Annotated in this window: 17 protein-coding genes and 1 pseudogene; 5 read left to right on the top strand and 13 right to left on the bottom strand. The window is 73.6% G+C overall.

Annotated elements, in window-relative coordinates:
• Positions 1-200, bottom strand: a pseudogene (locus EST54_RS35235) (hypothetical protein); the annotation flags it as partial.
• On the bottom strand, positions 145-1,080 hold the full coding sequence (locus EST54_RS06000) for an ABC transporter permease (protein ID WP_129245771.1): 936 nt from the start codon (positions 1,078-1,080) through the stop codon (positions 145-147). The pseudogene EST54_RS35235 and the gene EST54_RS06000, both read right to left, overlap by 56 nt.
• 138 nt (positions 1,081-1,218) lie before the next feature.
• Here EST54_RS06000 and EST54_RS05995 point away from each other — a divergent pair, with 138 nt between their 5' ends.
• The gene (locus tag EST54_RS05995; protein WP_129245769.1) at positions 1,219-1,842 is read left to right on the top strand and encodes a TetR/AcrR family transcriptional regulator; all 624 of its coding nucleotides are present in this window, start codon (positions 1,219-1,221) and stop codon (positions 1,840-1,842) included.
• Between the two features lie 98 nt (positions 1,843-1,940).
• Here the strand turns inward: EST54_RS05995 and EST54_RS05990 are convergent, their stop codons facing one another.
• On the bottom strand, positions 1,941-4,361 hold the full coding sequence (locus tag EST54_RS05990) for a bifunctional glycosyltransferase/CDP-glycerol:glycerophosphate glycerophosphotransferase (RefSeq protein ID WP_129245767.1): 2,421 nt from the start codon (positions 4,359-4,361) through the stop codon (positions 1,941-1,943).
• 213 nt (positions 4,362-4,574) lie between these two features.
• Between EST54_RS05990 and EST54_RS05985 the strand changes: the two genes are divergently transcribed.
• On the top strand, positions 4,575-6,731 hold the full coding sequence (locus EST54_RS05985; protein ID WP_129245765.1) for a PIG-L family deacetylase: 2,157 nt from the start codon (positions 4,575-4,577) through the stop codon (positions 6,729-6,731).
• A gap of 158 nt (positions 6,732-6,889) precedes the next feature.
• On the opposite strand, the gene EST54_RS05980 is transcribed toward EST54_RS05985, so the two are convergent.
• The 3 genes from EST54_RS05980 to EST54_RS05970 are packed head-to-tail and all read right to left on the bottom strand — an operon-like array spanning position 6,890 to position 10,998.
• Positions 6,890-7,318, bottom strand: a complete 429-nt coding sequence (locus EST54_RS05980; RefSeq protein ID WP_129245762.1) for a GtrA family protein — start codon at positions 7,316-7,318, stop codon at positions 6,890-6,892.
• Positions 7,318-8,304 (bottom strand): glycosyltransferase family 2 protein, encoded by a 987-nt coding sequence (locus EST54_RS05975; protein ID WP_129245761.1) that lies wholly within the window; start codon positions 8,302-8,304, stop codon positions 7,318-7,320. Before EST54_RS05975 ends, EST54_RS05980 begins: the two co-directional genes overlap by 1 nt.
• A gap of 51 nt (positions 8,305-8,355) precedes the next feature.
• The gene (locus EST54_RS05970) at positions 8,356-10,998 is read right to left on the bottom strand and encodes a YfhO family protein (RefSeq protein ID WP_129245759.1); all 2,643 of its coding nucleotides are present in this window, start codon (positions 10,996-10,998) and stop codon (positions 8,356-8,358) included.
• 117 nt (positions 10,999-11,115) lie between these two features.
• On the opposite strand from EST54_RS05970, the gene EST54_RS05965 reads away from it, so the two are divergent.
• Positions 11,116-13,068, top strand: a complete 1,953-nt coding sequence (locus EST54_RS05965) for a glycosyltransferase family 2 protein (RefSeq protein ID WP_129245757.1) — start codon at positions 11,116-11,118, stop codon at positions 13,066-13,068.
• A gap of 127 nt (positions 13,069-13,195) precedes the next feature.
• On the top strand, positions 13,196-13,468 hold the full coding sequence (locus EST54_RS05960) for a DUF1876 domain-containing protein (protein ID WP_174857397.1): 273 nt from the start codon (positions 13,196-13,198) through the stop codon (positions 13,466-13,468).
• 130 nt (positions 13,469-13,598) lie between these two features.
• On the opposite strand, the gene galE is transcribed toward EST54_RS05960, so the two are convergent.
• From galE to EST54_RS05945, 3 genes are all read right to left on the bottom strand, one after another.
• Entirely contained in the window at positions 13,599-14,576 is a 978-nt protein-coding gene (gene galE, locus EST54_RS05955) for a UDP-glucose 4-epimerase GalE (RefSeq protein WP_129245753.1), read from the bottom strand.
• A 52-nt stretch (positions 14,577-14,628) separates the two neighbouring features.
• Positions 14,629-16,284 (bottom strand): glycosyltransferase family 2 protein, encoded by a 1,656-nt coding sequence (locus EST54_RS05950; RefSeq protein WP_129245751.1) that lies wholly within the window; start codon positions 16,282-16,284, stop codon positions 14,629-14,631.
• Positions 16,285-16,548: 264 nt separating this feature from the next.
• Complete coding sequence (locus EST54_RS05945) at positions 16,549-20,184, bottom strand: bifunctional glycosyltransferase/CDP-glycerol:glycerophosphate glycerophosphotransferase (protein WP_129245749.1); 3,636 nt, start codon at positions 20,182-20,184, stop codon at positions 16,549-16,551.
• A gap of 250 nt (positions 20,185-20,434) precedes the next feature.
• Here EST54_RS05945 and EST54_RS05940 point away from each other — a divergent pair, with 250 nt between their 5' ends.
• Positions 20,435-21,121, top strand: coding sequence for a class I SAM-dependent methyltransferase (locus tag EST54_RS05940; protein ID WP_129245747.1), 687 nt, complete (start codon positions 20,435-20,437; stop codon positions 21,119-21,121).
• Positions 21,122-21,160: 39 nt separating this feature from the next.
• Here EST54_RS05940 and EST54_RS05935 read toward each other — a convergent pair whose 3' ends face one another.
• From EST54_RS05935 to EST54_RS05920, 4 genes are all read right to left on the bottom strand, one after another.
• On the bottom strand, positions 21,161-22,105 hold the full coding sequence (locus tag EST54_RS05935; protein ID WP_129245746.1) for a class I SAM-dependent methyltransferase: 945 nt from the start codon (positions 22,103-22,105) through the stop codon (positions 21,161-21,163).
• Between the two features lie 357 nt (positions 22,106-22,462).
• Complete coding sequence (locus EST54_RS05930; protein ID WP_129245744.1) at positions 22,463-23,377, bottom strand: carbohydrate ABC transporter permease; 915 nt, start codon at positions 23,375-23,377, stop codon at positions 22,463-22,465.
• Positions 23,374-24,756, bottom strand: coding sequence for a carbohydrate ABC transporter permease (locus tag EST54_RS05925; protein ID WP_239013242.1), 1,383 nt, complete (start codon positions 24,754-24,756; stop codon positions 23,374-23,376). Before EST54_RS05925 ends, EST54_RS05930 begins: the two co-directional genes overlap by 4 nt.
• 37 nt (positions 24,757-24,793) lie before the next feature.
• Positions 24,794-26,164, bottom strand: a complete 1,371-nt coding sequence (locus EST54_RS05920) for an ABC transporter substrate-binding protein (RefSeq protein WP_174857396.1) — start codon at positions 26,162-26,164, stop codon at positions 24,794-24,796.
• Positions 26,165-26,183 lie beyond the last annotated feature (19 nt).

Here is a 26,183-nt window from a genome sequence, read left to right as displayed (position 1 = left end):
GCGCTGCCCTTGCCGGCTCCCGTGCCGTAGACGCGGTAGACGATGTGCAGATCGTCCGCGATCACGGTCGGGATGCGGTCCTGGGCGGCCTCGGTCGGCCGGCTGCCGTTCGTGTGCTCGGCCATGTCCGTACCGTTCGTCAGTTCAGCCACGTCCGTACCGCTCCTCGGCCTTCCAGAAGTACACATAGCCGAAGACACCGGCCAGCAGGGCCCAGCCCGCGGCGAACGCCCAGACATGCGGCGGCAGTTGCTTGTGCGTGAAGCTGTCGATCAGGGCGAAGCGCATCAGGTCGATGTAGACCGCGGCGGGGTTGCCGTTCAGCAGCACCACCACGAACTGCGGGAGGTGCTTGCCCTGGAGGATCAGGCTGATGCTGAACATCACGCCGGACGCGTACATCCAGGTCCGCATGATGAAGGGCATCAGCTGCGCCAGGTCGGGGGTCTTCGCCCCCAGCCGTGCCATGACCATCGCCAGGCCGGTGTTGAAGACGAACTGCAGCGTCAGCGCCGGGACGACCAGCAGCCACGACCAGGTCGGGACCTGCCCGAAGCACAGCAGGATGACCACGAGCACGCCCATGGAGTACAGCAGTTGCTGCAGCTGTGCCAGACAGAAGGAGATCGGCAGACAGGCCCGCGGGAAGTGCAGCGCCCGCACCAGGCCGAGGCTGCCGGAGATCGCCCGGGTGCCGGCCATCACCGAGTTCTGCAGGAAGGTGAAGACGAAGACGCCGGTCACCAGGAACGGGACGTAGTCCGGGACGCCTCTCCGGGTGCCGATCAGCACGCCGAAGATCAAGTAGTAGACGGCCGCGTTGAGCAGCGGGGTCAGTACCTGCCAGAGCTGCCCGAGCTTGGCGGTGGTGTACTGCGCGGTCAGCTTGGCGCTGGCGAACGAGGTGATGAAGTGCCGCCGGTGCCACAGCTGGCGGGTGTACTCCGACAGTGAGGGGCGGGCGCCACTCACCGTGAGGCCATGGCGTTCGGCCAGCGCGCGCAGCTCGGGGTCGGGGGCGGTGCCGGGCGCGGGCGCCGGGGTGGGCGTCGCGACCGGGGGCGCGAGGGTCTGGGGCATGGAGGAGGCCGCTTTCGTTTGCGTACAGGGGCCGCACACGGGGGCGACGATGGGACGGGTCCGTATCGTCGCGACGTCGAGACTAGAGGGAGCCCGCGTCGAAACGCAACCGTAGCGTCGTGACGTTATGCTCAAGCCATGGCACACGACGGCAGCGGAAGCGAGACCGCGGCGGCGCGCCGGAGCCCGGCAGGCGCCGCCGTACTGCGCGAGGACAAGACCGCGGCGATCCGTGCCGCGGTCTTCGAGGAACTGGCCGCGGTGGGCTTCGCCCGGATGTCGATCGAGGGCATCGCGCGGCGGGCCGGCGTGGGCAAGACCGCCGTCTACCGCCGGTGGCGCTCCAAGCTGCACCTGGTCCTCGATGTGGTCTCCGCGGTGGCCGCGGCGGGCATGCCGACGCCGGACACCGGGTCGCTGTCCGGCGATGTACGGGTGCTGCTGGAGGTCGCGGCCCGTGCGCTGCGCCACCCCATGGCCTCGCAGATCATCCCGGACCTGCTGGCGGAGGCGGCCCGCAGCCCCGAACTGGCGGCCGCACTGAAGTCCGCGCTGCACGACAGCCAGGAGGGCGTCGCCACGGCGATGGTGGCGCGCGCCGTCGAGCGCGGCGAGATCCCGGCCGGCGCGGACGGCCGGCTGGCCCTGGACCTGCTGACCGGGCCGCTGTACTGGCGGCTGCTGGTGGTCCGGGACGAGGTGCCGGCCGGCTATCTCGACGAGCTGACCGCGGCCGTGGTCAGCGCGCTCGGCGGACGCTGAGCGGACCGGCTCCGGCCGGATCCGGAAAAGGACCGGAAAAGGAAAGGTGCCGCGGCGGGATCCCCGCCGCGGCACCCCGCCGTGGGGGTGGGGGCGGTTCAGCCCGCGAGCCCCATGTCCGTCGCCTCGGCGGACGGCGTCACGTCGGCGGGCGTCACGTCGGACGGCGCCACGGCGGACGTCGCCTCGGCGGACGGGCCGCTGTCCCGCTGGGCGGGCAGCCGGGTGCCCGCGAGCGGCAGCCGGCCCGGAGCGGATCCGGCGGCCGCGGCGCGCGGGGACGGGGCGACGGTCCGCTCGGCCTGCGGCAGCGGGGCGGGGGTCGCCTCCTGGCCCAGGAAGACCCGGCGGACCACCCGCTCGGCCGCGTGCCCGTCGTCCCACTGGCAGAACCGCGCACGGAACGCGGCGCGCAGCTCGGTGGCCCGCTCGTCGTCCCAGCGGCCGCTGCGGAACGCCTCGATCAGCTCGTCCTCGGTGGTGGCGAGGGCGCCCGGGGTGTCGCCCGGCCGGCCCGAGAGCAGGTCGAAGGTGACACCGCGGGAGCGGACGTAGGTGTCCCAGTCGTCGGCGTAGGTGACGATCGGCCGGTCGAGGTTGGCGTAGTCGAACATGATCGACGAATAGTCGGTGATCAGGGCGTCGGCGGCCAGGCACAGCTCCTCGACGACCGGGTGGCCGGAGACGTCGATCAGCGCGCCGCGCTCCTGGAGCGCCTGGAGACGCGGGTCCTGGTCGTAGAAGTAGTGGGTGCGCACCAGCAGGACGAAGTCCTCGCCCAGCTCGCGGGAGATCCGCTCCAGGTCGAGCCGGGGGACGTAGCCGACCTGGTAGTCGCGCATGGTCGGGGCGTAGAGGACCGCGATCCTGCCGGGCGCGATGCCCAGCCGGGCGCGGATGTCCAGGACGTCCTGGGCGGTGGCCCGGTAGTAGACGTCGTTACGGGGGTAGCCCGCGTTCAGCGCCTCGAAGTCGCAGGGGTAGACCCGCTCCCACTGCTCGGTGGTGTGCTGGTTGGCGGAGAGCGAGAAGTCCCAGCGGTCGGCGCGGGCCAGCAGCTTGCGGAAGCTCATGCCCTTGGCCGCGGCCGGGTAGCGCTTCTGGTCGGTGCCCATCGACTTCAGCGGGGTGCCGTGGTGGGTCTGCAGATGGATCTGGCCCTCGCGCTTGACCACGCCGTCCGCGAAGTTGACGTTGTTGACGAGGTACTTGGCGCGGGCCATCACCTCCCAGTAGCGCGGGGAGTTCAGCACGACGTGGTCGATGCCGGCCGGGATCTCGCCGGCCTCGGCGAGCTGCTTCTTGACGACCCAGACGCCGTGGATCCCGGGCGCCAGCTCCTTGGCCTTCTCGTAGACCGCCAGCGGGTTGCAGGCCGGCCGCCGGTTCCAGTACGCGGAGTAGACGGCGAGGTTGTCGTCCAGCGGCTGCCGCAGCAGCGCCTGGTAGCGCAGGTCCATCGCCTTGCGCTTGGCCTGCCGGACCCGCTTGCCGGCGTGCTTGCGTACCGTGCGCCGCACCTTGCCGACGGCCTTGAGGCCGGCCAGTGCCGGGTAGGCGTCCTTGGCGAGCAGCGCGTACTTGCCGCCGGCCATGCCGGTGGGGCGGACGAAGCCGGCCGGTATCCGCAGGCGGTAGTCGCGGGCGGCGCGGTGGAAGAACTCGGCGGTGGCGTTCCGCGGCAGCCGGCCGGGCTTGTCCAGGACGGTCAGATAGTGGTCGACCATCTTGCGGAACATGTCCGGGCGCCAGCGCGACAGCTCGGGGTGCGCGTCCAGGTAGGCGAAGACCCGGGCGTACTGGTCGAAGACGTCGAAGTGCTTGCGGCTGGTGGTGCGCAGGATGTTGCCGCCCTGCCGGCGCTGGCGGTAGTGCAGCGCGACCCGGTCCAGGACCGCGATCCGCCGTGCGGTGATCAGGGTGCAGAAGGTCCAGGGGGCGTCCTCGTAGTAGCCCGGGGGGAAGGTGAAGCCGTGCTCCTCGATGAAGTCGCGGCGGTAGGCCTTGTTCCAGACGATCTGCAGCAGATCGAGCAGCTGGGGGCGCTCGGCCAGCGAAAAGGCGGGGGCACCGGACTCGTCGAGCAGCCCGGAGAGGGCATTGCGCCGGGTGGAGCCGTCCCAGTAGGTCCGGGCGTAGTCGAAGATCAGGATCTCGGGGTCCCCGGTGGCGGCCAGCCGGTCCGCCAGGGCGCCGAGCGCGCCGGGTACGAGGGTGTCGTCGCTGTCGAGGAAGAGGACGTAGTCGCCGCGGACCTTCTCCAGGCCGGCGTTGCGGGCCGGGCCCAGACCGGCGTTCTCCGGGAGGTGGAGCACCTGGACGCGGTCGTCGCGGGCGGCGTACTCGTCCAGGATGGCGCCGCTGTGGTCGGGGGAGCAGTCGTCGACGGCGATGAGCTCGAAGTCCGTGAACTCCTGGGCCAGCACCGAGTCCATGCACGCGCGCAGGAAGCCCTGCACGCGGAACACGGGGACGATGATGCTGAACCGGGGTACGGCGTCAAGGCCTGTCTCGGACATGCGGTGCTACTCCTCGTAATGAGCTGAGTACAGAACGCAGAAATCTCCCCAAAGGGGTCTCGTGCGTTGTCAGCCGTACGACTCTCGTTCACCCAAAAAGGTTGTTCTCCGTAATCTGAATGTTCTGTGGGCCCGGTCACACGTCCGAGGAAGTGGTGAATTGTCGGGCAGGCAGGAACTCCCCGGTGACCGAATACTGAGGGTGTGTCACCCGTGCCCTTGCCCCTGCTGTCCCGCCGCCGGCTGCTTCAGGTCGCCGGCGGCGGGCTGTTCGCCGCGACGGCGGGCGCCGCGGTCTGGGCCCGGCTGTCGGACGACGCCTCCCGTACGGCCGGACCGGCGGGCCCCGGCCGCTCCCTGGTGGACCCGGCCGGCCAGTCCTTCGTGCACATCGTCGCGCACGCCGACGACGGCCTGTACTTCATGAACCCCGACCTGGAGCAGTCCCTGCGCGGCGGCGCGCGCTCGGTCACCGTCTGCCTCACGGGCGGCGAGGCGGACGGCCACAACGTCAGCCTGCGGGCCCCCGACCCCGAGCGGGTCCCGGTGGACCGGGCCGCCTTCGCCCGCGCGCGGGCCAACGGACTGCGGGCCGCGCACGCCGCGATGGTCACCGGCAGCCCGGCCGCCCGCTGGGACGTCGCGGCCCTCTCCCTGCTCCCCGGCTTCGAGGCGGAGATCCAGACGCTGCACGACGCCCCGCAGCACCAGCTGATCTTCCTGGAACTGGTGGAGTCCCGGGCCGTCTGGCAGGCCCGCACGGTCAGCCTGCGCGGCCTGTGGCTCGGGGCCGCCGCCACCCTCCCCACGCTGCGTCCCGACGGCACCCCCGTGCGGCGGCAGTTCCACTACACCCGCGACCAGGTCATCCGGACCCTGGTGGCGGTGCTCGACCGGGTCCGGCCCACGGTCGTACGGACCCTGGACCCGAACGCGGTGCACGCGCGGAAGCGGCCGCCGGCCACCCCGGATCACGATCCCCGGCTGGCCGGGCTGCGCTACTACGACCATCAGGACCACACCGCTTCCGCCTACTTCGCGCAGGCCGCGCTGGCGGCGTACGCCGACCGCGGGCGGCCCCCGATCGTGGAGCACTACCTCGGCTACGAGGCCGGAGTGCTGCCCCACGACCTCGACCCGGCCACCGCCCGCCGCAAGGCCGCGCTGCTGTCGGTCTACGGCTGGGCCGACCACCGCGCCTGTGGCGACCCGGCCGGCTGCGGCGACCGCAAGGTGGGCGGCTCGGCGCTTTACGGCGGGTCCCGCAACTGGACCCGCAGCACCCGGCTGCGGGCGCCCGGTTCCAACGCCTGGCTCCGCCCGGCGCAGGACGGCCGGCTCGCGGCCTTCGCGGTCCTGGGCGGCCGGGCGTACTGCTGGGCCGAGACCCGGCCGGGCAGCGGCAGCTTCGGCGCGCCGGTACCGGTCGGCGGTGCGCTGTTGCAGGGGCAGCTCCATGTGGTGCGCCGCCCGGACGGCACGCTCCAGCTGTTCGCCTCCCGCACCGTGCTGCCGGGCCGGCACACCGACCACCACCGGGAGCTGCTGACCGCACCGCAGACCGGCACCGGCCCGGACGGGGTGCCCGCGTTCGCGCGCTGGGAGTCGCTGGGCTCCCCGGACGCGGACCCGGTCAGATCGCTGGAGATCGGCTTCCCGGCGGCGGTGGCCACCCCGGACGGCACGGTGCACGTCTTCGTCCGGACCTGGGACGGCAACATCGCGCACCGCAGCGGCCTGCCCGGGCGGGGCTTCTCGCCGTGGCAGCGGCTGGAGGGCACGGTCAGCACGCTGCTGGCGTCCCCGCGGATCATCGACGGGCTGGACGCCTGCGTGGACTCCGCCGGGCTGATCCATCTGGCCGCGCCGAGCGCCGGGACCGTGGAGCACTGGGTGTCCAAGGAGGCCGGGGGGCCGCCGCGGCCGGCCGCGGCCACCGGGCTGCCGCAGCCGGCCGGCCCGGTCAGCCTCGTCCCGCTGGCCGACGGCGTGGTGCGGGCCGTCTTCCGCCGGTCGGCCACCGCCCAGGTGCTGATCGCCGAGCGGCCGCGGATGATCGGCGGCTGGCGGGTGTCGGCGCGGTGTGCGGCGGTCGGCGGGTACGGGCGGGTGGCGGCGGCGCCGGTCGGCGGGGCCGGCCGGATGGTGCTCGCGGCCCGTGATGATGCCGGCGACGTGCGGATGGCGATGGCCCAGGACGCCCCCGGGCCCTGGCAGCGGGGCAGGGTGGCGCATTCGGCGGCGGCCGGCGTCGCCCAGGACGTCGCCGGGCGCGCGGTGGTGGTCGCGCTGGGCACCGACGGCAGGCTGTACACGGCCCGCCAGACCTCGGTCGGGCAGCGTGCGCTGTTCGGGGGGTGGCGGGCTTAGGGGCTGTCGTTTGGATCAGGCCGGGCTCGCGGGGTCTGGCACCGCACCTCGCCGCGTTGTCGTCGGTCGCCAGGGCTCCGCCCTGACTCCCTCCTCCGCCTTGCGATGCACGACACCAGACCCCGCTCCCTGATCCGGCCTGATCCAAACGACAGCCCCTAGACGGGTCCGCCGGAGCGGGCCGGCGGCGGATCGGGCTGAGCGGGCGGGCGCAGGATGCGCTGGGAGACCAGAAAGGTGAACGGGAGGGCGGCCAGCGCCGCCGCCAGCGGCGCCACCGCGGTGTTCAGCCCGCACCAGCTCACCAGCAGCACCAGCCCCACGCTCTGCGCCGCATAGTTGGTGACCTGCGTGAGCGGGAAGAGCAGGAACTTCTTCCAGGTCGGCCGGGTGCGGTAGGTGAAGTAGGTGTTCAGGAGGAACGAGCAGACCATGCTCAGCGCAAAGGCGCCGGTGTAGGCCGCGAAGTACGGCAGCATCCGCCGCAGCGGCAGGTAACAGGCGTAGAACGTGAGGGTGTTGACCCCGCCGACGGTGGCGAAGCGCACCATCCGGCCCCAGGGGACGGGCGTCGGCAGCCCGCGCATCAGCCGGCCCGGGAGCCGGCCCGGGAGCCGGCCCGGGTGGCGTCCGCGGGCGTGGGCGCGGGGACGGCGGTGTTGCTCTCCTTGATCAGGAAGTGCGGCCGCCGCTTGGCCTCGTAGTAGATCCGTCCGATGTACTCGCCGATCAGCCCGAGCATCACCATCTGCAGCCCGCCCAGGCCGACGATGATGGCCACCAGCGTCACATAGCCCGGCGCGGTGACCCCGCCGACGAGGGCCGCGCCGATGATCCACAGGGTGTAGAGGGCGGCGAGCGAGGCCAGGGTGAGCCCGGCGTAGATGGCCAGCCGCAGCGGGCGGGAGTTGAAGGACAGCATGCCGTCGATGCCGTAGTTGACCAGCGAGCCGACGTGCCACTTGGTCTCGCCCGCCTCCCGGGCGGCGTTGCGGTAGTCGAAGGTGACCGTGTCGAAACCGATCCAGGAGAACAGGCCCTTGGAGAAGCGGTTGTACTCCGGCAGCGAGAGCAGCGCGTCCACGGCCGTACGGGACAGCAGCCGGAAGTCGCCCACGCCATCGGTGAGTTCGACATCCACCCACCTGTTGACGGCGCGGTAGTAGAGCCTGCTCAGCGCGGTCCGCACCGGCCGGTCGCCGTGCCGGGTGCGCTTGGCGACGACCTGGTCGTGGCCGAGTTGGTAGAGGTCGAGCATCTTCTCGATGAGCTCGGGCGGATGCTGCAGATCGGCGTCCATGAGGATCACCGCGTCGCCGTCGGCCGCCCGCAGGCCGGCCAGTATGGCGGGCTCCTTGCCGAAGTTACGGCTGAAGGAGAGATAGCGGGTGGTGCCGCGGTGCTGCTGGGCGAGGCTGCGCAGCCGGGCCAGGGTGCCGTCGGAACTGCCGTCGTCGACGTAACAGAGTTCGTACTCGACGGCGAGCGCGGCGAGGACCGCGCGGATCGTGTCGTCGAAGCGGCTCAGGACGGCCTCTTCGTTGTAGCAGGGGACGACGATGGAGAGCTTCATGAGCAGGCCTTTTCGCCGGGGGCAGGGGGCGGTGCGGACGCCGTCCCCGGGCTACGGATCCGGTGCGATGTCACGAGGTGAGGGGCGGGCTGGTGTGCCGCGCCGGCGGCCGCGGACCGCCCCGGCCGCCGCCACCGCGGCGACCGCCAGCGCCGCCGCGGCGCTCGCCGCCAGCCCCGTCCGCAGGCCCGGCGGCTCGTAGGAACACGACAGCCGGGAGGCCCCGGAGCCCAGCGGGACGGCCAGCAGGCCGGCGAACGAGCGCGGCGCGCGGCGGGGTCCGCCGTCCACCGCACAGCCCCAGCCCGCGACCGCCGGCATCGCCAGCACCGCGCTGCCCCTGCTGCCCGGCCGCAGCCGGGCCGTCAGGCGGTGGCCGCCGGCGGTCAGTTCCACCGGGCCCCTGGCGCGCAGCGCGTCCACCGCCGCCGTCAGCCCGCGCCGGGACAGACAGCCGACGGCGTGCCCGGGGACGTGCTGCGGGCCCCGGCCGGTGAAGCGCACCGACACCGTGCCGTCCGCGGGCACCCGGCCCAGCTCCCGCACCGGATTGGCGGTGACATCGGCGCTGCCGATCGCCTTGCTGTGCCCGCCCAGCCCGCTGACCCGCCCGGCGAACCACGGCGCCGACCACACCGCGGTGCTGCCCGGGGCGCAGTGCGCCGTGAAGGTGGTCCCGGGGCCGTTCGGGCCCGCCGCCGGGTGCCGTGCGGCGGGCGGCCGTGCCGGGCGCAGCAGCCAGCCGTCACGGTCGGGCACCGCGGGCGCGCCCGCGGTCGGCCGCAGGGCCGGCACCTCGTAGACGGCCGCACCCAGCACCCGCTCCTGACGGGCGAACACCGTCTCCCCGGCGCCCGGGCCAGGGAGCGTGCTCCGTACGGTCAGCAGCGGGGCCGGGTGCGCGCGGTGCGTGCGGTAGCGGGTGCGGCTTTCCCACACCGGGGACAGCGAGCTGCTCACGCCCATGATCGCCTGGCCCGCCGGGTCCTCGAAGCTGAGCGTGTGGCGGCCCCTGATGTACCACCCGGCGCCCAGGCGTTGCAGGGTGCGGGCGGTGGCCGCGGGCACGTAGCTGCTGTAGTACGCGCCGCCCTCGCCGCCGAGCAACAACGGGTCGTTGTTGGCGAACTCGTGCGGCCCCGGATCGGTGCGGGAGCGGGGCCAGTCGGTGCGGGCGGCCAGTTCGCCCCGGGCCGCCAGCGACGGCCCGGCCAGCGTGATCTTGGGCCGGAACCACGGGATCCGGTCCCGCGCCGCGGTCACCGAGAACGCCGTGTACGCCGAGCCGAGCAGGACGGTGCCGGTCAGCGCGGCGGTGGCCGCGGCCCGGGTGCGGCCACCCGCGGTGCGCGCGGTCAGCGCCAGGAGGGTCACGGCGCCGCCGCCGGCCACCAGGACCCAGGTGGCGGTGCCGACCGCGGCCTGGTGCCGGCAGAGCCAGGCCAGCGCGGCGACCAGCCCGGCGCCCGCGGCGAGTTCGCCGGGCCGCGGGCGGTGCGCCAGCGCGAGCCAGGAGATCATCACGAGGATCCCGCTGAGCACGAAGGCGGCACGGTAGGGGCTGCCGTTGGGCAGCGCGAAGCCGTGCCAGAGCAGGATCGTCGGCTCCCGGACGAACGAGACGGCGACACCCGCCGCCAGCGCGGACCAGCCCAGGCGCACCCGCGGCGGCACCGCGCGCACGAACGGGAAGGCCGCCACCAGCAGCAGCCCGGGGACCCCGATGAAGAGGTTCGGGGCCGGCGTCGAGTCGTGGCCGCCGGGCAGCAGCTGCGACACCTGGTGGAGCAGGGGCGGCCCGCCGGTGTACGACACCGCGGGGGCGGGCTGGGCGGCGCGGCCGGCCAGGAAGGTGACGGTCAGGACGGGCGCGGTGAGCAGGATGCCGGTCAGTGCCATCGAGACGGCGCGGCCCGCCGCCCGCAGGCGGTCGCGGCGCGGCATCCGGGTGGCCGTCAGCAGCCGCAGGCCCAGGACCAGCGCCGTCGCCAGGGTGGCCATCGCCGCCGTGTAGAAGTTGCCCGCCCAGGCGAGGGCGACCAGCAGGGTGCCGGCCACCCAGCGGGTGCGGCGCAGGCACCAGTCCGCGGCGATACCGGTCAGCGGCAGCGCGACCAGGCCCCACATCCACATGGGGTCGGCGAAACCGTCGTTCAGCACCCAGGCGCACAGTCCGTACCCCACCGACAGCAGCGCCCGCAGCGTGCCGGAGCCCGGCTTCAGCCGGCCGAGGAAGACGGTCATCAGCGCGCTGCCCAGGCCGATGCTGAGCAGGGTGACCAGGAAGACCGGGAGGTCGACCAGCCCGCGCGGGAAGAGTCCGACGAGCCAGGAGAAGGGGTTCATCAGATAGCTGAAGAAGTCGGCGAGGAACGGGACGCCGTAGCCGCTGCCCCAGTTGAAGAACAGATCGCCGCTGGTGGTGCCGTGCATCAGGTCCCACAGCCGGGCGTGGAACGGCACGAACTGATTGCCCAGGTCGTTGACGGCGCGGGAGTGCGGACCGAAGGGGTAGCTGCCGTAGAGGGCGAGCCCGAGGCAGTACGCGCCCATGGCCAGGGCCGCCGCGAGCCCGGGTGCCGTCAGCCGCCCGAGGGCCCCGCGCGCCGCCGCCGGGCGTTCCCTTCCGGGAACGGGACGGGCAACCTCCAGGGGCCGGACCGCCTCTTGTGGGGTGGCGGGCGTCGGAGCCACCGGCACTCCTCCACGATCGGCGAACGTTCACCCCACGTTATATGTCTAGATAGTCCCTTTTGCCTGGCTGCGCCGCCGGGTCTTTCGGGGGATTGCAGAAATGAACGGAGGGCACGGGTGCCCGTCTCAGACGACCTCGCGGCCGCGGTCCCCACCGGGCCGGATGCCGCGGCGCCGACCGTCTCGGTGATCATGCCGGTGCACAACACCCGGCGATACCTCGACCGCAGCCTCGGCTCCGTCTTCGCCCAGACGCTGGACCAGCGGCAGATAGAGGTGATCGCGGTCGACGACGGCTCCACGGACGGCAGTGCGGAATGGCTGTTCGAGCAGGCCCGCAGCCACCCCAACCTGACGGTGCTGCGCCAGGAGGCCTCCGGCGGCGCCGGCCGGCCGCGCAACGCCGGGCTGGACCTCGCCACCGGCGATTACGTCTTCTTCCTCGACTCCGACGACCGCCTCGACACCGAGGCGCTGTTCTGGCTCACCCGCACGGCCCAGAAGAGCGGCTCGGACGTCGTCTACGGCCGGATAGCCGGCGCCGACGGCCGCGGGGCCCCCGTCGACCTGCGCACCACCAGCGCGGCGGTCTCCGTCTTCGACTCCCCGGTCTACTGGTCGCTGGCCGCCTACAAGCTCTTCCGCCGGGCCTTCCTCGAACAGCACCGCCTGCGCTTCGTCGAGGGCCGGCTGCTGGCCGAGGACCTCCCCTTCGGCATCACCGCGCTGCTGCGCGCCGAGGTCGTCTCCGTCTTCGCCGAACGCACCTGTTACTACCTGCACGGACGCGACGACAACAGCAACGCCACCCGCCAGGACATCGACTGGTGCGAGTACCTCGCCTACATCGGCACCGTTCTCGACCAGGTCGCCGCCGAGGTCCCGCCCGGCGCCGACCGCGACAAGCTGATGGTCCGGCACTTCCACGGCGAGATACTCATGCCCTTCGGGGCCCCCTACCTCGGCCGCGACGGGGCCGGCCGGCGGGCGATGGCCGCCGCCGCCCGCCCGCTCGTCGAGCGCTACCTCACCGACCGGGTGCTGGCCGCCCTGCCGCCCGCCCTGCGGCTGCGCGCCCACTGCCTGCGCGCCGGGCTCGACGACGAGCTGACCGCCGTCGTCCGGGCCGACACCGGCTCCCGGCCGGGCCCGCCGCACCTCGACGACGACGGGCGGGTCTACGCCGGCTATCCGTACTTCCGCGATCCGCAGCGCGCCCTCCCCGACGCCTGCTACGACCTCACCGACCGGGTGGCGCTGCGCCAGCGGCTGGTCCACCTGCACTGGGTGGGCGGCGTCCTGCACCTGCGGGGCACCGCGGCCCTTTCGCCGCTCGGCGGCGACACCGTCGAGATCCACCTGCGCCGCGGAGGCACCACCCACCGCGTCCCGGCCCGCTACCAGGACGGCGCGTGGCGGGCCGCCGTCGACCCGGCGACCGCCGCGGACGGCGGCCCGCTTCCCGGCGGCACCTGGGGCTTCAAGATCGCACTCACCGCGCACGGCACCGGCGGCGCCGCCGGGCCCGCGCTGCGCCGCGAGGCCTGGCTGGTCCCGGAGCACCCGGCGGACGAGACGGGCCACCCGGACTTCGCCCCGCGGATCGTCGGCCGGGGCGCCGCGGGCCCCGCCGTCGCCGCCCTCTTCCGCTCCAGGCCGCACGGCCATCTGAACCTCGACCTGGACGGAACGAGCCGGCCGCTCGGCGCGGACCTGCGGGGCACCGCGGACTGCACCCGCTCCGGACGCGCCACCCTCACCGCGCACCTCACCCTGCCCGGCTGCCCCGCCGACGCCGAGCTCCAGCTGATCCTCCGCGACGCGACCCGCACGGTGGCCTTGCGCACCACGGCCACCCGGAACGCCGGCGACCACTACACCGTGCGCTCCCTGCTCCGCACCGGCCCCCCGGGCACCTGGCGGGTGGCCCTGCGGGTGACCGCGGGCCCCCTCCGCCGCGAACTACCGGTCCACCCCGCCGACGCCCCGCCCGACGGCCCGATACCGCTGACCCTCAACGTGCCCGACACCAGCTTCCGGACGCGGCTCGCGCGCAGGCTCCGCGGGTGAACGACGGGGCGGGCGGGGTGTACGGGGTGGGCGGGCCCGGCTTCCGGCTCAGGCCGCCGTGCGGCACGCCGTGCACACGCGGGGCGGCAGGCGCACGCTGGAAACAGGGGTTCCGGAGGTGATCGTGATGCTGCAGACCGCTGTTGGATGGCATGTCGAGCTGGAATTCGACGAGGACACCCACCGCACTCGCGCCGCGGCCCTGGTCCGGCTCTCCGACGGGACCGAGGTGCGGTCCCATGGCTACGCCAGCCGCCACCCCGCCGATTCGAATCAGCCGAGGGTCGGCGAGGAGGTCGCGGGGGCCAGAGCACTCAACGAGCTGGCGATGAAGCTGCTGACCAAGGCGCACGACGAGATCGACGAGGCGTCCGGCCGGACCTCGCACCCGCTGCACTGAGGCGGATGGCCGGGCCGTGACCCCTGCGGGCCGGCCGGGCCCCGCCGTGCCCGTACGGATCCGCCCGTGCGCAGAGCCGCGCCCCGCCGGGTCCGTGCGGGTCGGCGGGGCGTCGGTGGCCGGGCTCCGGTCAGGCCTGCGGGTGGTGGTGCTGCCAGCCCGCCCAGGCCGAGGTGATCATGTCGCGGACATCGTGGTGGGCCTTCCAGCCCAGCTCGGCGGTGATCCGGTCGGCGGCCGCGACCACCCGGGCCGGGTCGCCCGCGCGGCGGGGGGTGACCTCGGCGGTGACGTCGGCGTGGCCGGTGATCTCGGTGATCAGGTCGATCATCTCGCGCACCGAGACGCCCTCGCCGCGGCCGATGTTGAGCGTCAGATCGCGCACCGGGCCCGGCTCGGCGAGCTTGCGGGCGGCCGCCACATGGGCCTCGGCGAGGTCGGCGACGTGGATGTAGTCGCGGATGCAGGTGCCGTCGGGGGTGTCGTAGTCATCGCCGAAGATGCGCGGCGCGGTGCCCTCGGTGAGCCGCTCGAAGACCATCGGGACGATGTTGAAGACCCCCGTGTCGGCCAGCTCGGGGGTGGCCGCGCCGGCGACGTTGAAGTAGCGCAGGCAGGCGGTGCTGATGCCGTGCGCCGCGCCCACCGCACGGGCCATCCACTCGCCGACGAGCTTCGTCTCGCCGTACGGGTTGATCGGCACGCAGGGGGTGTCCTCGGTGACCAGGTCGACATCGGGCATGCCGTAGACCGCGGCCGAGGAGGAGAAGACGAAGCGGCCGACGCCGCCCGCGGCCATCGCCTCCAGCAGCGTCTGCAGACCGTGGACGTTCTCGCGGTAGTAGAGCAGCGGCATCTCGACGGACTCGCCGACCTGCTTCTTGGCGGCCAGATGCACGACATCGGTGATGCCGTGCCGGTCGATCGTCTCGTCGAGCAGCGCGCGGTCCAGGGTGGAGCCCACGACCAGCGGGACGCCCTCCGGGATCCGGGCGGCCACGCCCGTCGTCAGGTCGTCGAGCACGACGACCGACTCGCCCGCCTGGCGCAGGGCCCGTACGACATGGGAGCCGATGTATCCGGCACCACCCGTGATCAAGTAAGACATGGGTCAATCCTAGGGTCGGGGTCGGACAGGAAAGAGGTTCGGGCCGCGGCGGTCAGCGGCGCAGCCGCCGGGCGGCGATCCGCCATACGCTGCGCACACCCGAGGCGACCCGGAGCGACAGCGCTCCGCCGGTCGTCGCGTACGGCTGCACCAGCAGGACGAGATGCTGCCGGCTGGGCAGCACCCGGCGGCGCAGCCCCGGTCCCTTGGCCCGCAGCGAGGCGCGGAAACCGGCCCCGTTCGCGCAGCTGACCTGCGCCATCAGGTCCCAGGGCTCGGGGTCGGCGCCCTGCCCGTCCGGTTCGACCAGCGCGGCGAGGTCCAGCGTGACCTCGGCGGTCCAGCTGGCCGTGGAGCCGGGGGCGGTCGGGGCGGCCCGGGTGAGCGAGGCGGTGTGGACCGGGCCGCGCTGCTCGTCGCGGCGCCGGTGCAGCTCGATGTCGATGCTCTGCGGTTCGGACGCGGCCAGCCGCCCGTACAGATCGTGTATGCGCAGCCGGAGCACACCGCGGCCGGTGACGGAGGGTTCGGCGTCGATGGTCACCGGCAGCCGGTGCGTCGGCTTGGTGCCGACCGCGTCCAGCTCGACCTCGGGCAGGTCCGGGGACCACACCGGACGGCCGTCGGCCTCCGCGTACGGCGGCAGCAGCCGGCCGGGGCGGGCCGCCAGCTGGGTGAGGCGGTCCAGGTCCCGCGGGGCGGGGGAGGCCAGCACGACGCGGGCCAGCCAGCGGGCCGGGGCGCGGGCCGCGCGCAGATCGACCTCGTCGAAATTGGCCAAATAGTCGCGGGTCAGGCTCCACCACTCGGCGCGGTAGTCGGCGCCGCGGGTGTGCAGCTCGCGGACGTACATCCGCAGGTCGTGGTCGAGGAACTTGGTGTGCGCGGCGTGCGCCAGCGCCTTGAGGCCGGCGTCCTTGAAGATCTGCACGCTGGCGCGGTGCGCCGCGATCCGGGCCTGCCAGTTGGCGACGTCGTTGCGGTCCAGCGAGATCGACTGTTTGGCGGCCGAGCGGCGCACGTGCCAGATGTAGACGCTGTCGGGGATGGTCACGATCCGCGGGTCGGCGGCCAGCACCCGCGCGGTGAAGACGAAGTCCTCGTACGTGAAGCGGCCCTCGGGGAAGGTGACGGCGTGCTCGTCCAGGAACGCCCGGTCGTAGAGCTTGTTGACGCACAGCGTGTCGCGGACCAGCTGCGGGCTGGTTTCGGCGGAGTCGTGCACGGCCGGCTCGCGGTAGAGGGCGGGCTGCCAGGGGATGTCGCGGTGCGCGGGCAGCTCACGGCGTACGCAGGCGCCGGCCGCGACCGGGGCGTCGTGCTGAAGTGCGGCGGCCAGCAGCGCCCGGGCCGCGCCCGGGGGCAGCACATCGTCGCTGTCCAGGAACATCACGAAGCGCCCGGTGGCGGCGCGCAGCCCATCGTTGCGCGGGGTGCCGCAGCCGCCGCTGTTCCGCTCGCGGTGCAGGACGCGGAGGCGCGGTTCGGTGCGGGCGAGGTCGTCCAGGGCGGCGCCGGTGCCGTCGGTGGAGGCGTCGTTCACCGCGATCACTTCGGTGACCGTTTCGCCAGGATTCCCCTGCGCGAGCGCGGAGCGCACCGCGTCGCAGACGTGGCCGACATCGTTGAAGGCGATGACAACGATGCTGACCTGCGCGGATGGCGTGATGTTGGGCCCGGCCGGCAGTGGCTCAAGGGCTTCTTTCACAGTCACTGAATCTACATTTCGTGTCGACAGCATCTCTTGGCGCGAGCGGGTTCCGAACCCATTTCCGATGGTTGAGAGGTCGAATCCCGTCGAGCGGTTGCACCCGCCGCTCCGCTTTTCCCGCCCTCTTGCCGTCTTCTTACCCGGCGGGAAGTCAGGGGTTGGGTGTGCATGGCCCGTAAGAGCACCTGCACATGCTGTAACGACGCGAGCGCCGCACGATGTCGATCCAGCCGCCATCACCTTGCGGCGGACCGGCCCGCCTCAGCGCTCCATCAGATCGGCGACCCGGCCCGCCGCCCCGCCGTCGTCCCGGTGGCAGAACGTCTCCCGGAAGTCCGCGTACGCCTCCGCCCCCGCCGCGGCGATCGCCTCCAAGTCGCCCAGCGCGTCGATCAGTTCACCGGTGGAGGTGAGCAGCGGACCCGGTACCCGCGCCTCGAAGTCGAGGGTGAAGCCGCGCAGGGTGTCGCGGTAGTGCGGCAGATCGGGGGTGAGGAAGAGCATCGGGCGGCCGGTGTTGGCGAAGTCGGCGGCCAGCGAGGAGTAGTCGGTGACCAGCACGTCCGCGGCCAGCAGCAGCTCGGTGGCGTCGGGGTGGGCGGAGACGTCGAGGGCGAAGGGCGCGTGGTGGGCGGGCAGCCGGTCGGCGACCAGCGGATGGCCGCGGACCAGCAGGACGTGGTCGTCCGCCAGCTCCTGCCGGGCCAGCTCCAGGTCGAGCGGCAGATGCAGCCGGTGGTGGCCCGCGTCGTAGGCCAGGTCGTCGCGCGGGGTCGGCGCGTACAGCACGACCTTCCGGCCGGGCTCGATGCCCAGCCGCTCGCGCACCGCGGCCGCGATCCGGTCGCGGTCGGCGGCGAAGAAGGCGTCGGTACGCGGCAGCCCGGTCTCCAGCAGCCGGCCGGAGTAGCCGAGCGCGGCGCGCAGCACCGGGGTGCTGTGGGCGTTGGGCGACAGCAGCACGCTCCACTGCCGGCTCACCCGCGGCCGCGGCGCCAGATGGGCCAGGCCCGCGCACAGGGTCCCGGCCAGGTCGGCGCCGATCCGCTTGAGCGGGGTGCCGTGCCAGGTCTGGATGATGCGCTGGCCGCCGCGCCGGGTGAACCACCGGGGCAGATGGGTGTTGGCGACCACCCAGCGGCTGTGCGCCAGCGCGCCGTGCCACTCGGCGCTGCCCACGATCACCGCCCGGGCCGTCTCCGGCACCGCGGTCTGGGCGTCGCGCACCGCCCACAGGTGCTCGACGTCCATGTCCCGGCGGACCAGCTCCTCGTGCACCGCGCGGGGCGAGTCCCCGTACGCGCGGCCGCCGAAGCTGCTGTAGAGGACGGTGTCGCGCAGCGGGCGGGAGCGGTGCAGCGCATAGTGCTGTTCGCGCAGCATCCGGCGGCGGTAGGGGCCGCGGTCGGGGGCGGGCAGCGCGGGCCCCGCCGTGACCAGGGCCTCGTCGTGCCGGTGCCGGTCGAGGGCGAGCGGCTTGCCGCGGACCGTACGGGCGGCCGGCAGCCCGTCCAGGACGGTCGGTGCGCAGCGGACCGGGGCGTCCAACGGGGAGCCGGGCGCGCCCTGTTCGCGCAGGTGCAGCGTCCAGCGGCCCTCGCGCAGCGGCACCGTCCCGGCGAGCGAGGGCAGCGCGCCCAGCGGCAGCGCGCAGTGGAAGCGGCCGTCGTCGTGGGTGGTGGGGAAGGCCAGCTCGGTGGCGTGCGCCCCGTGTTTGAGGACCAGTTCGGTGGTGTGCGGCGCGGCGTCCGGCAGCCGGCCCGCCAGCAGCAGGGTGCCGTCCGGACGCCACAGCGCCCGGTCCAGGTACGGCTGCGGGATGCGGTCGTGCAGCACGAGGTCGCCGGCCGGGGTGGCCGCGACGATCAGCTCGCGGCCGTGCGGGAGCGGGCAGGCGAGGGGGGCGAGCCAGGGGTCGCAGGCGATCGGGTCGGTGCCGCCGCCGGGCAGGACCAGTTCGGGCACCCAGCTCTCGGTGTGCGCCGGCGGGACGGCCCGCGGCGCCCCGTCCCGGGTGGGGCGCGCGGCGGCCAGGGCGTCGAGACGGATCCGGTAGGTCAGCCGGGGGGCGGGGGAGCAGCGCGCGGCGCCGGACGCGGGGGGCGCGGCGGCCGCCTGCTCGGGGTCCGGCTCGCTCGGCGGCTCCGTCTCCACCGGGAACGACACCACCGTGCCGGTTCCCTGGTGGGTCACCCGCAGCGCGGCGGGCGGCCGGCCGGGCGCGGTGACGGTCAGGTCCAGGGTGCCGGCCGCCGCCGCGTGCCGGCCGGCCAGCCACCGGGTACGCCGGGCCACCGACAGCCGCAGCTGCCCGTCCGCGTACCGGGGCGTGATCCGTACGGCGCCGTCCGCGCCGTCCGCGGCCACCTCGTGGGTGCACGGGGCGGCGCCGGAGCCGGTCTCGGGCGCGCCCAGCGGCGCGGTCCGCAGCACGCCGGCCGACGCCAGCAGCACCCCGACCGTCCACTCGCCCTCCTCCCAGCGCCCGCCCCTGCGCAGCCGGGCCGGGTCGAGCCGTACCTCGAAGCCCGACCAGTCGTAACAGTGCAGCTCCTGACCGGACTCGGTGGTCGCCTCCGGCATCAGGACCGGCCGCAGCGGCAGCAGCACCCGCCGCCGCCCGCACGACAGCACCGCCGTCCTGAGGTAGCTGTGCCGGGCCGCGGCGTCCAGATTGCGGATATGGGCGTGGCCGCGCAGCACCAGCACGCCGTCCTGCCACGTCGCCGCCACGACCCGGGCGCGTACCGGGAAGTCGGCGCCCGCCAGGCGGGTCACGCCCGGCGGCAGCTCCAGCGGCGGCGTCAGCGGCAGCACCGCCCGCTTGCGCAGCGGCGGCCCGGCGACGGTGAACCCGGCCGGATTGCGGGCCTCATGGGTGAGCAGGGCGAGCAGATCGGTCAGCCGTCCGGTGCGGATCAGGTACCAGCGCATCCGCAGCTCCACGGGGAGCGTCGGGAACAGCCGCGGATCGACGCCGGAGAGGAAGTCGCGGGCGCAGTCCAGGAACGCGGTGCGGTACTCGGGCGTGGCCCCGGGCAGCGCGTCGACCAGGTCGAGCAGCCCGTCGGTGAGCTGGGCCCGGTCGTAGTCCCGCCGGTGGGCGGCGAGCCGGGGGCGGGTCGGGTCGCCGAGGAAGCGCCGGATGCCGGCCACCACCGCGAACCGGTCCCGCACGCCCCGGGCATCGGGCCGCCGGTGCCGGTCGGGCCCTTCCGGCAGCCGCCAGTAGCAGACGTGCTCATGCAGCACATCGACCGCGTCGGCGAGGAAGTGCGCGGGCAGTGTCGCCGCCGCGTCATGGCAGAACTCCCCCTCGGGAAAGGCGAGTTCGTGGGTGTCCCAGAAGGTGCGGCGGAAGACCTTGTTGCGGGCGAAGTGGTCGGCCAGCAGCGTGAGGTCCTCGCTGATGTGGGTGCGCAGTACGGTCTCGCGGCCGGCCGGATGGTGTGCGGACTGACTGCGGCCGCCCGCGCCGAGCCGGTAGACGTTGCCGGTCGCCAGGTCCGCACCGGACTTGTCCAGGAGGCCGGTGAGGTCCTCGTACGCGCGCGGCAGCAGCACATCGTCGGCGTCGAGAAAGGCCAGGTACGCGGTGTGCGGATAGGCGTGCCGGACACCGGTGTTGCGGACCGCGCCACAGCCGGGGGCCGGGTCGCCGCCGGGGTGGTGGACGATCCGGAACCGCGGGTCCCGCTCGGCGAAGCGGCGGGCCAGGGCCGCGGGCGTGCCCGGTGCGGGGGCGTCCTCGCCGCCTTGCGCGGGCGGGCCGTCCACCATCACCACATCCAGCGCGGTCAGCGTCTGTGCCGCGACCGACTCCAGGCACTCCTCCAGATTCCGCTCGGATCCCTCGGTGCGATGGACCGGGATGACGACGGTGAGCCGAGGCTTCATACGTGGACCAAGCCTTTCCGGACGGGTGATGCACAAGACCGGTCCGTTCAACTCGCGGGTGGCGGCACGGTCACCGCTTCTGCGCTGAAAGGGTGAGAGCCGCCGTCGGCGGTGCGTGTTCCCTCGATGACGTTCCGTGCGCAAAGGTCGGCGCGCCGTAGTGCCGGGCCGCGTTCGATGCCGTAGACCCGTTCACAGCTTGCCGGCGCCCCGTGCGCCCCGATTCCTCAGGGAAGGTGACCGCGTCCTGATGCCCGGCCGAACCGACAGCTCCGCCGCCACCGACAGCCTCGACGCCGGGCCGCCGGGCGGTGACACCCGGCCCGCGCGCCCCCTTCGCCCCGCGGGGACCGCGCCGTCCGCCTCCACCGCGCGGCTGCCGGCCGACCGGGGCCGCGGCGGCCCGGCGCGGCTGCTGCCCGCCCGGTCCCCGTTCCGCAGCCAGCTGCGGCGGATCGGCACCGGCCGGGTGCTGGAGATCGGCTGCGGCGACGGCGACACCCTCGCCGGCTGCGCGCCCGGCAGCGTCGGGGTGGACCACGACCCGCAGTCCGTCGAGCGCTGCCGGGCCCGCGGGCTGACCGCCTATACGGCCGAGACGTTCCTGGCCAGCGCGCACGCCAGGCCCGGCGCCTTCGACGCGCTGCTGACCGCGCACGTCCTGGAGCATCTGGACGACGAGCAGGTCGAGAGCTTGCTGCGGGCCTACGTCCGCTATGTCCGGCCGGGCGGCGGGGTGCTGCTGATCACCGCGCAGGAGGCCGGGCACCGGGCCGGCCCCACCCCGGTGCGTTTCACCGACTTCGCGCTGCTGCGTGCCTTCGCCGCCTCCGCCGGCCTGGCGGTGCGGCGGACGTACTCCCATCCGCTGCCGCGCCCGGCCGGGATGCTGCTGCGGTCCAATGTGTTCGTCCTGGTGGGGCAGGTGCCGCGGTAGGGCGGGCCGGGCCGGGGCGCTCCGGCCCGGCCCGGCGCCTCAGCGTCCGCGGGCCCGCTTGCGGGCCTTCACCAGGGCGCGGGTGACGATCGGCGGCAGGACGTCCAGGGCCAGCCGCCGCACCGTGCCGCGCGTCGGGAGCGGCGGGCGCGGGGCCGGGCGGGCCGCGGAGGCCGCCGGGGACTGTGCCGGCCGCGGGGCGGAGGCGCCCGCGGACCGGTGTCGCGAGGCCGGCTGGGCGGGTTCCCTGGCGCCCTTGGCGCTCAGCCGGATCAGCGGGGCGTCGTTGACGAACTGCACCTCGTGCCAGATGTCGCCGCGGGCCGCTATCCACTCCAGCAGCGCCTTCTGGAGCGGCTCGGGGTCGCCCCAGGTCCCGTAGAACTTGGTGCCGGTGATGCAGATGGGGCGCAGCCCCTCGTTCGCGACGGCCTGCCAGGTGGCGGCGGCCACCCCGGGGCAGTGCTCGGCGCGGTAGTCGTCCATCACCACGACGCCGTGCGGGGTGAGCAGCGTGCGCACCGCGAGGATGTCGCCGTGCACATGCTCGTAGAGGTGTGAGGCGTCGATGTGGGCGAAGCGCACCGAACCCTCGTCGACGTGGTCGGTGACGACCGAGCTGAGGCCCTGGACGATGGTGGGCAACTCCTCATGGAACGCCCGGTAGTTGGCCTCGAAGGCCCGCCGCGTCAGGGTCGCGTAGGACTTCTTCATCTCCTTGGAGTTGGAGGCGTCCTCGGCGGGGGAGTCGAAGAGATCGCAGACCGTGAAGCGCTCGCCGGCGCGCAGCCGGGCGCCGAGGAAGATCGCGCTCTTGCCCATGTACGCGCCCAGTTCGAGCAGATCGCCCGGCTCGGATTGCTTCTGCTGGTGTGCCAGGAACCAGTCGAACATCAGCTGGTCGGCGGTGAAGAACCAGCCCTTGACCTCGGACAGCCGGGTGGGGCGCGGCAGTGCGGCACTCTCTGCGATGGGGGCAGTCATGTGCGGTCCGTCTCCAGACGGTCGGGAACGTAGGACGAATGACGACACGTAGGTGAGGGGGATGCGGGCGGTATGTTCCGGCGCCTGTCCGCCGTGGATATGCGGGTGCTGCTCGGTGCTGCCTGTTGTGGTTGTCTCCGCGGTCCGGGGCGTACCCGGGTGTCGCGGCCGCTGCGCACGGGCGCGGCCCTGCCGGGCCGGGGGCGCCACCGCTCGGTGCGAGAGTCGTGCGCGCGCCGCTCCGGCAGTCTCCATGACGAAGCCGGGTCACACCATGCGCTTCACGGGACCCGCATCGTAGGGGGAGGAAGGTGAACAGGAGATGGCGTGCGGTTCCCCGCCCCGTCTCCCGCGGTCTCACTTCACCGCGCCGGCCATCACTCCGGAGACGAACTGGCGCTGGAAGGCGAAGAAGACGATCAGCGGCACCACCATCGACAGGAACGCTCCGGGTGCCAGCACATCGATGTTGTTGCCGAACTGCCGCACCTCCTGTTGCAGGGCGACGGTGATCGGCGGATGGCCGCTGTCCGCGAAGATCAGCGCGACCAGCATGTCGTTCCACACCCACAGGAACTGGAAGATCCCCAGCGAGGCGATCGCCGGACCGCCCAGCGGCAGCACGACGTGGGTGAACAGCCGCAGCTCGCCCGCCCCGTCCAGCCGGGCCGCCTCCAGCAGCTCACGCGGGATCTCGGCGAAGAAGTTCCGCAGCAGGAACACCGCGAACGGCAGCCCGAAGGCCGTATGGAAAAGGATCACCCCGGCCGTCGTCTCGAAGAGCCCCACCGCGCCGAACAGCTTGGCCACCGGGATCAGCGCCACCTGCACCGGCACCACCAGCAGCCCGACCACCACCAGGAACCAGCCGTCGCGGCCGGGGAAGTCCAGCCAGGCGAAGGCATGGCCGGCCAGCGCTCCGATGACGACGACCAGCACCGTCGACGGCACGGTGATCGCCGCCGTGGTCAGCAGCGAGCCCATCACCTTGCCGTTGGACAGCAGCTGGCTGTAGTTGTCCCAGGTGAGCTGGGCAGGCTGGGCGAAGACCCGCCACCAGCCGGACTCGGCGATCTGCCGCGGGCCGCGCAGCGAGGACAGCAGCAGCCCCACGGAGGGCATCAGCCAGAACAGCGCGACCAGGATCAGGAAGATCCGCAGCGCCCCGCCGCCGGCCCGCGCCGCGATCCGGGCCGTGAGCGGCTGCCGGGCGCGTACCGGACCGGCCGCGCGGCGCCGCTCGGCCGGTACGACTCCGTCGGCGGTCGTCATCGGCGACGCTCCTTCCGTATGCGCCGGAGGTTGACGTACATCACCGGCAGCACGAGCAGCAGCAGGAAGACGGCGATCGCGCTGCCCAGCCCCTCGTCGACATCCGTGCCGAACGACGACTGGAAGAGCTGGAGCGCCAGCACATTGGCGGACCGGAGGCTGGAGCCCGGCGCGATGATGTAGACCAGGTCGAAGATCTTCAGCACATTGATCATGAGGGTGACCAGCACGACCAGCAGGACCGGGGCCAGCAGCGGCACGGTGATCCGGCGGAAGACCTGCCACTCCCCGGCGCCGTCCACCCGCGCCGCCTCCAGCAGCTCACGCGGGACGCCCGCCAGCCCCGCCGCGATCAGGACCATGGCGAAACCGGCCCACATCCAGACGTAGGAGCCGATGATGGCCGGGGTGACCAGTGCCGGGCCGAGCCAGTCGACGCCGCGGTAGGCCTCGGCGAAGTCGGCCGCGGGCAGCCGGAGCCGGGCGCCCGCGGCCCGCTCGCCGGGCAGCGAGAAGGTGCCGTCGGCCGCCGTCGTCGCCGAGGCGACCACCCGGCCGCCCTCGACCGCCTCGATCGTCAGCCCGGCCAGCCCCTTCTCGTTGCCGTCGAGGACGTTCGGGCGGCCGCCGCCACCGCGGGTGAAGTCCAGCCACACGGTGCCGGTGATCGCTCCCGGCCGGGGCCGGGCGGCGGCCGCGGGCCGGGCGTCGCGCACATCGCCCGGCTGGACGGCGACCAGCGGCAGCGGGACCGGGGCTCCCGCACGGACGGCCGAGCGCGTGGTGAACCCGCCGTCGCCGGACGGCGCGAGGCCGGACCCGGGCCGCGGCTTGGCGCCCGGGAACGGCGCCGGGTCGGCGAACGTGTCATGGACGCCGACCCACACCGCGTTGGCGACACCGCGCTGCGGGTCCTGGTCGTAGACCAGCCGGAAGATGATGCCGGCCGCCAGCATGGAGATCGCCATCGGCATGAACACGATCAGCTTGAAGGCGGTGCCCCAGCGGATCCGCTCGGTCAGCACCGCGAAGACCAGCCCCAGCACCGTCGAGACCGTCGGCGCCACCACGACCCACACGACGTTGTTCTTCAGCGCCGTACGGATGCCGTCGTCCGAGAACATCGCGCCGTAGTTGCCCAGCCCCACGAACCCCTTGCCGGAGGCGTCGAACAGGCTCCGCTGGACGGAGAAGCCGATGGGGTAGGCGACCAGCGCCCCGAGCAGCAGCAGGGCCGGCAGCAGGAACCCCGCGGCGATCCACGGCCGGGTGCCCGGCACGCGCGGCCGCCCGCTACGGGGCCGCCCGCTGCTGGACCGCCCGCCGTCGGGCCTCCCGCCGTGCCCGCTGCTGACCTTGCCGACCTGTGCGTCGCTCATCGTGACGGTCCCCCGGTCCCGGTCGAGGTGGTCGGCGTCAGTGCCCGAACGACCGGGCGGCGTCCTTCTCCAGCCGGCTCTGGACGCCCGCGACGTCCTTGGGGTTCTTCAGGAAGTCCTGCAGGTCCTTCCACTCGCCCTGGCCCGGCTTGCCGCCGAAGGAGGCGGGCGCCTGGTCGGACATGTCGAAGCGGAAGTCGTCGCCCGCCGCGATCAGCGCCTTGGCGATCGTGCGCAGCACGTCATTGGCGTACGCGGCCTGGTCGAGCGCCTTGTTGGGCGAGAGGAACCCGCCGGCCCGCGCCCAGATCCTGGCGGCGTCCGTCGACGCCAGGAACGTCAGCAGCGCCTGCGAGGCCTTGGTGTCCTTGAGGGCCACTGCCACATCGCCGCCGGTCACCACCGGGGACTTCGCGCCCACCGCGGGGAACGGGAAGACCTTGGCGTCCGTGCCGATCCGGGCCTTGGTCTGGCTGATGGTGGCGGCGGCGAAGTCGGCCGAGGAGACCATCGCGGCCTTGGGGGCACCGCCGCCGCTGAAGGTCCGGGTCACCGACGTCGGGAAGTCCGTCTGCAGGGCACCGGAGTTACCGCCGGCGAGCAGATCCTTGTGGCCGAAGAGCCCGCCGAGTGTGGTCAGCGCCCGGGTGACGGACGGGTCGGTCCACTTGAGCTTGTGCCGCGCGAGCTGGTCGTACTTCTGTGGTCCCGCCTGCGAGAGGTAGACGTTCTCGAACCAGTCGGTCAGCGTCCAGCCGTCCGCGCCGCCCACCGAGACCGGCTCGACGCCCGAGTCGGCCAGCGTCCGCGCCGTCGTGAGGAACTCCCGCCAGGTCGTCGGCTCCTTGACGCCGGCGTTGTCGAAGGCCCGGGCGTTGTACCAGACCAACGACTTGTTGCTGGCCTTGAAGTAGACGCCGTACGGCGTGCCTCGGTGCGCGCCGAGGTCCTGCCAGCCCTTGGCGTAGTTCCTGGTGAGCTGCGCCTTGGCATCCGCGCCGAGCGGCTTGAGCCAGCCCTTCCGCGCGAACTCGTGGAGCACACCGACCTGGGGGAGCATCGCGACGTCCGGCGGTCCGCCACCGGCGATCTTGGAGCCGACGAAACCGGCCATGTCGTCGCCGCTGGGCACGAAGTCGACCGTGGCCCCGGTGCGCTTTTCGAACTCGTCCAGCACCTTGCCGAAGTTCTCCCGCTCCGGCCCCGTCCAGACCGCGGTCACCTGCACCTTCTGGCCGTCGAGGTGCGGGAGTCGGACGGTGGGGGCGGTGCCGCGGCCCGTGCCGCCGCCGTCCGCGTGGTCCGTGCCGCCGCCGCTGCCGCAGGCGGCCAGCGCCAGGGCGAGCGCCGCGGTCGCGGCCACCGCGGTCGTGGTGCCGAGCGCCGTGCGGTCGAGTCGTCTGCGCATCCCCGTAGCCCCCTTGTCG

It is taken from the genome of Streptomyces sioyaensis (assembly GCF_004122735.1).
GTDB lineage: Bacteria > Actinomycetota > Actinomycetes > Streptomycetales > Streptomycetaceae > Streptomyces > Streptomyces sioyaensis.
The sequence above is the reverse complement of the archived record's forward strand: the minus strand, read 5'-3'. Positions and strand labels throughout refer to the sequence as shown.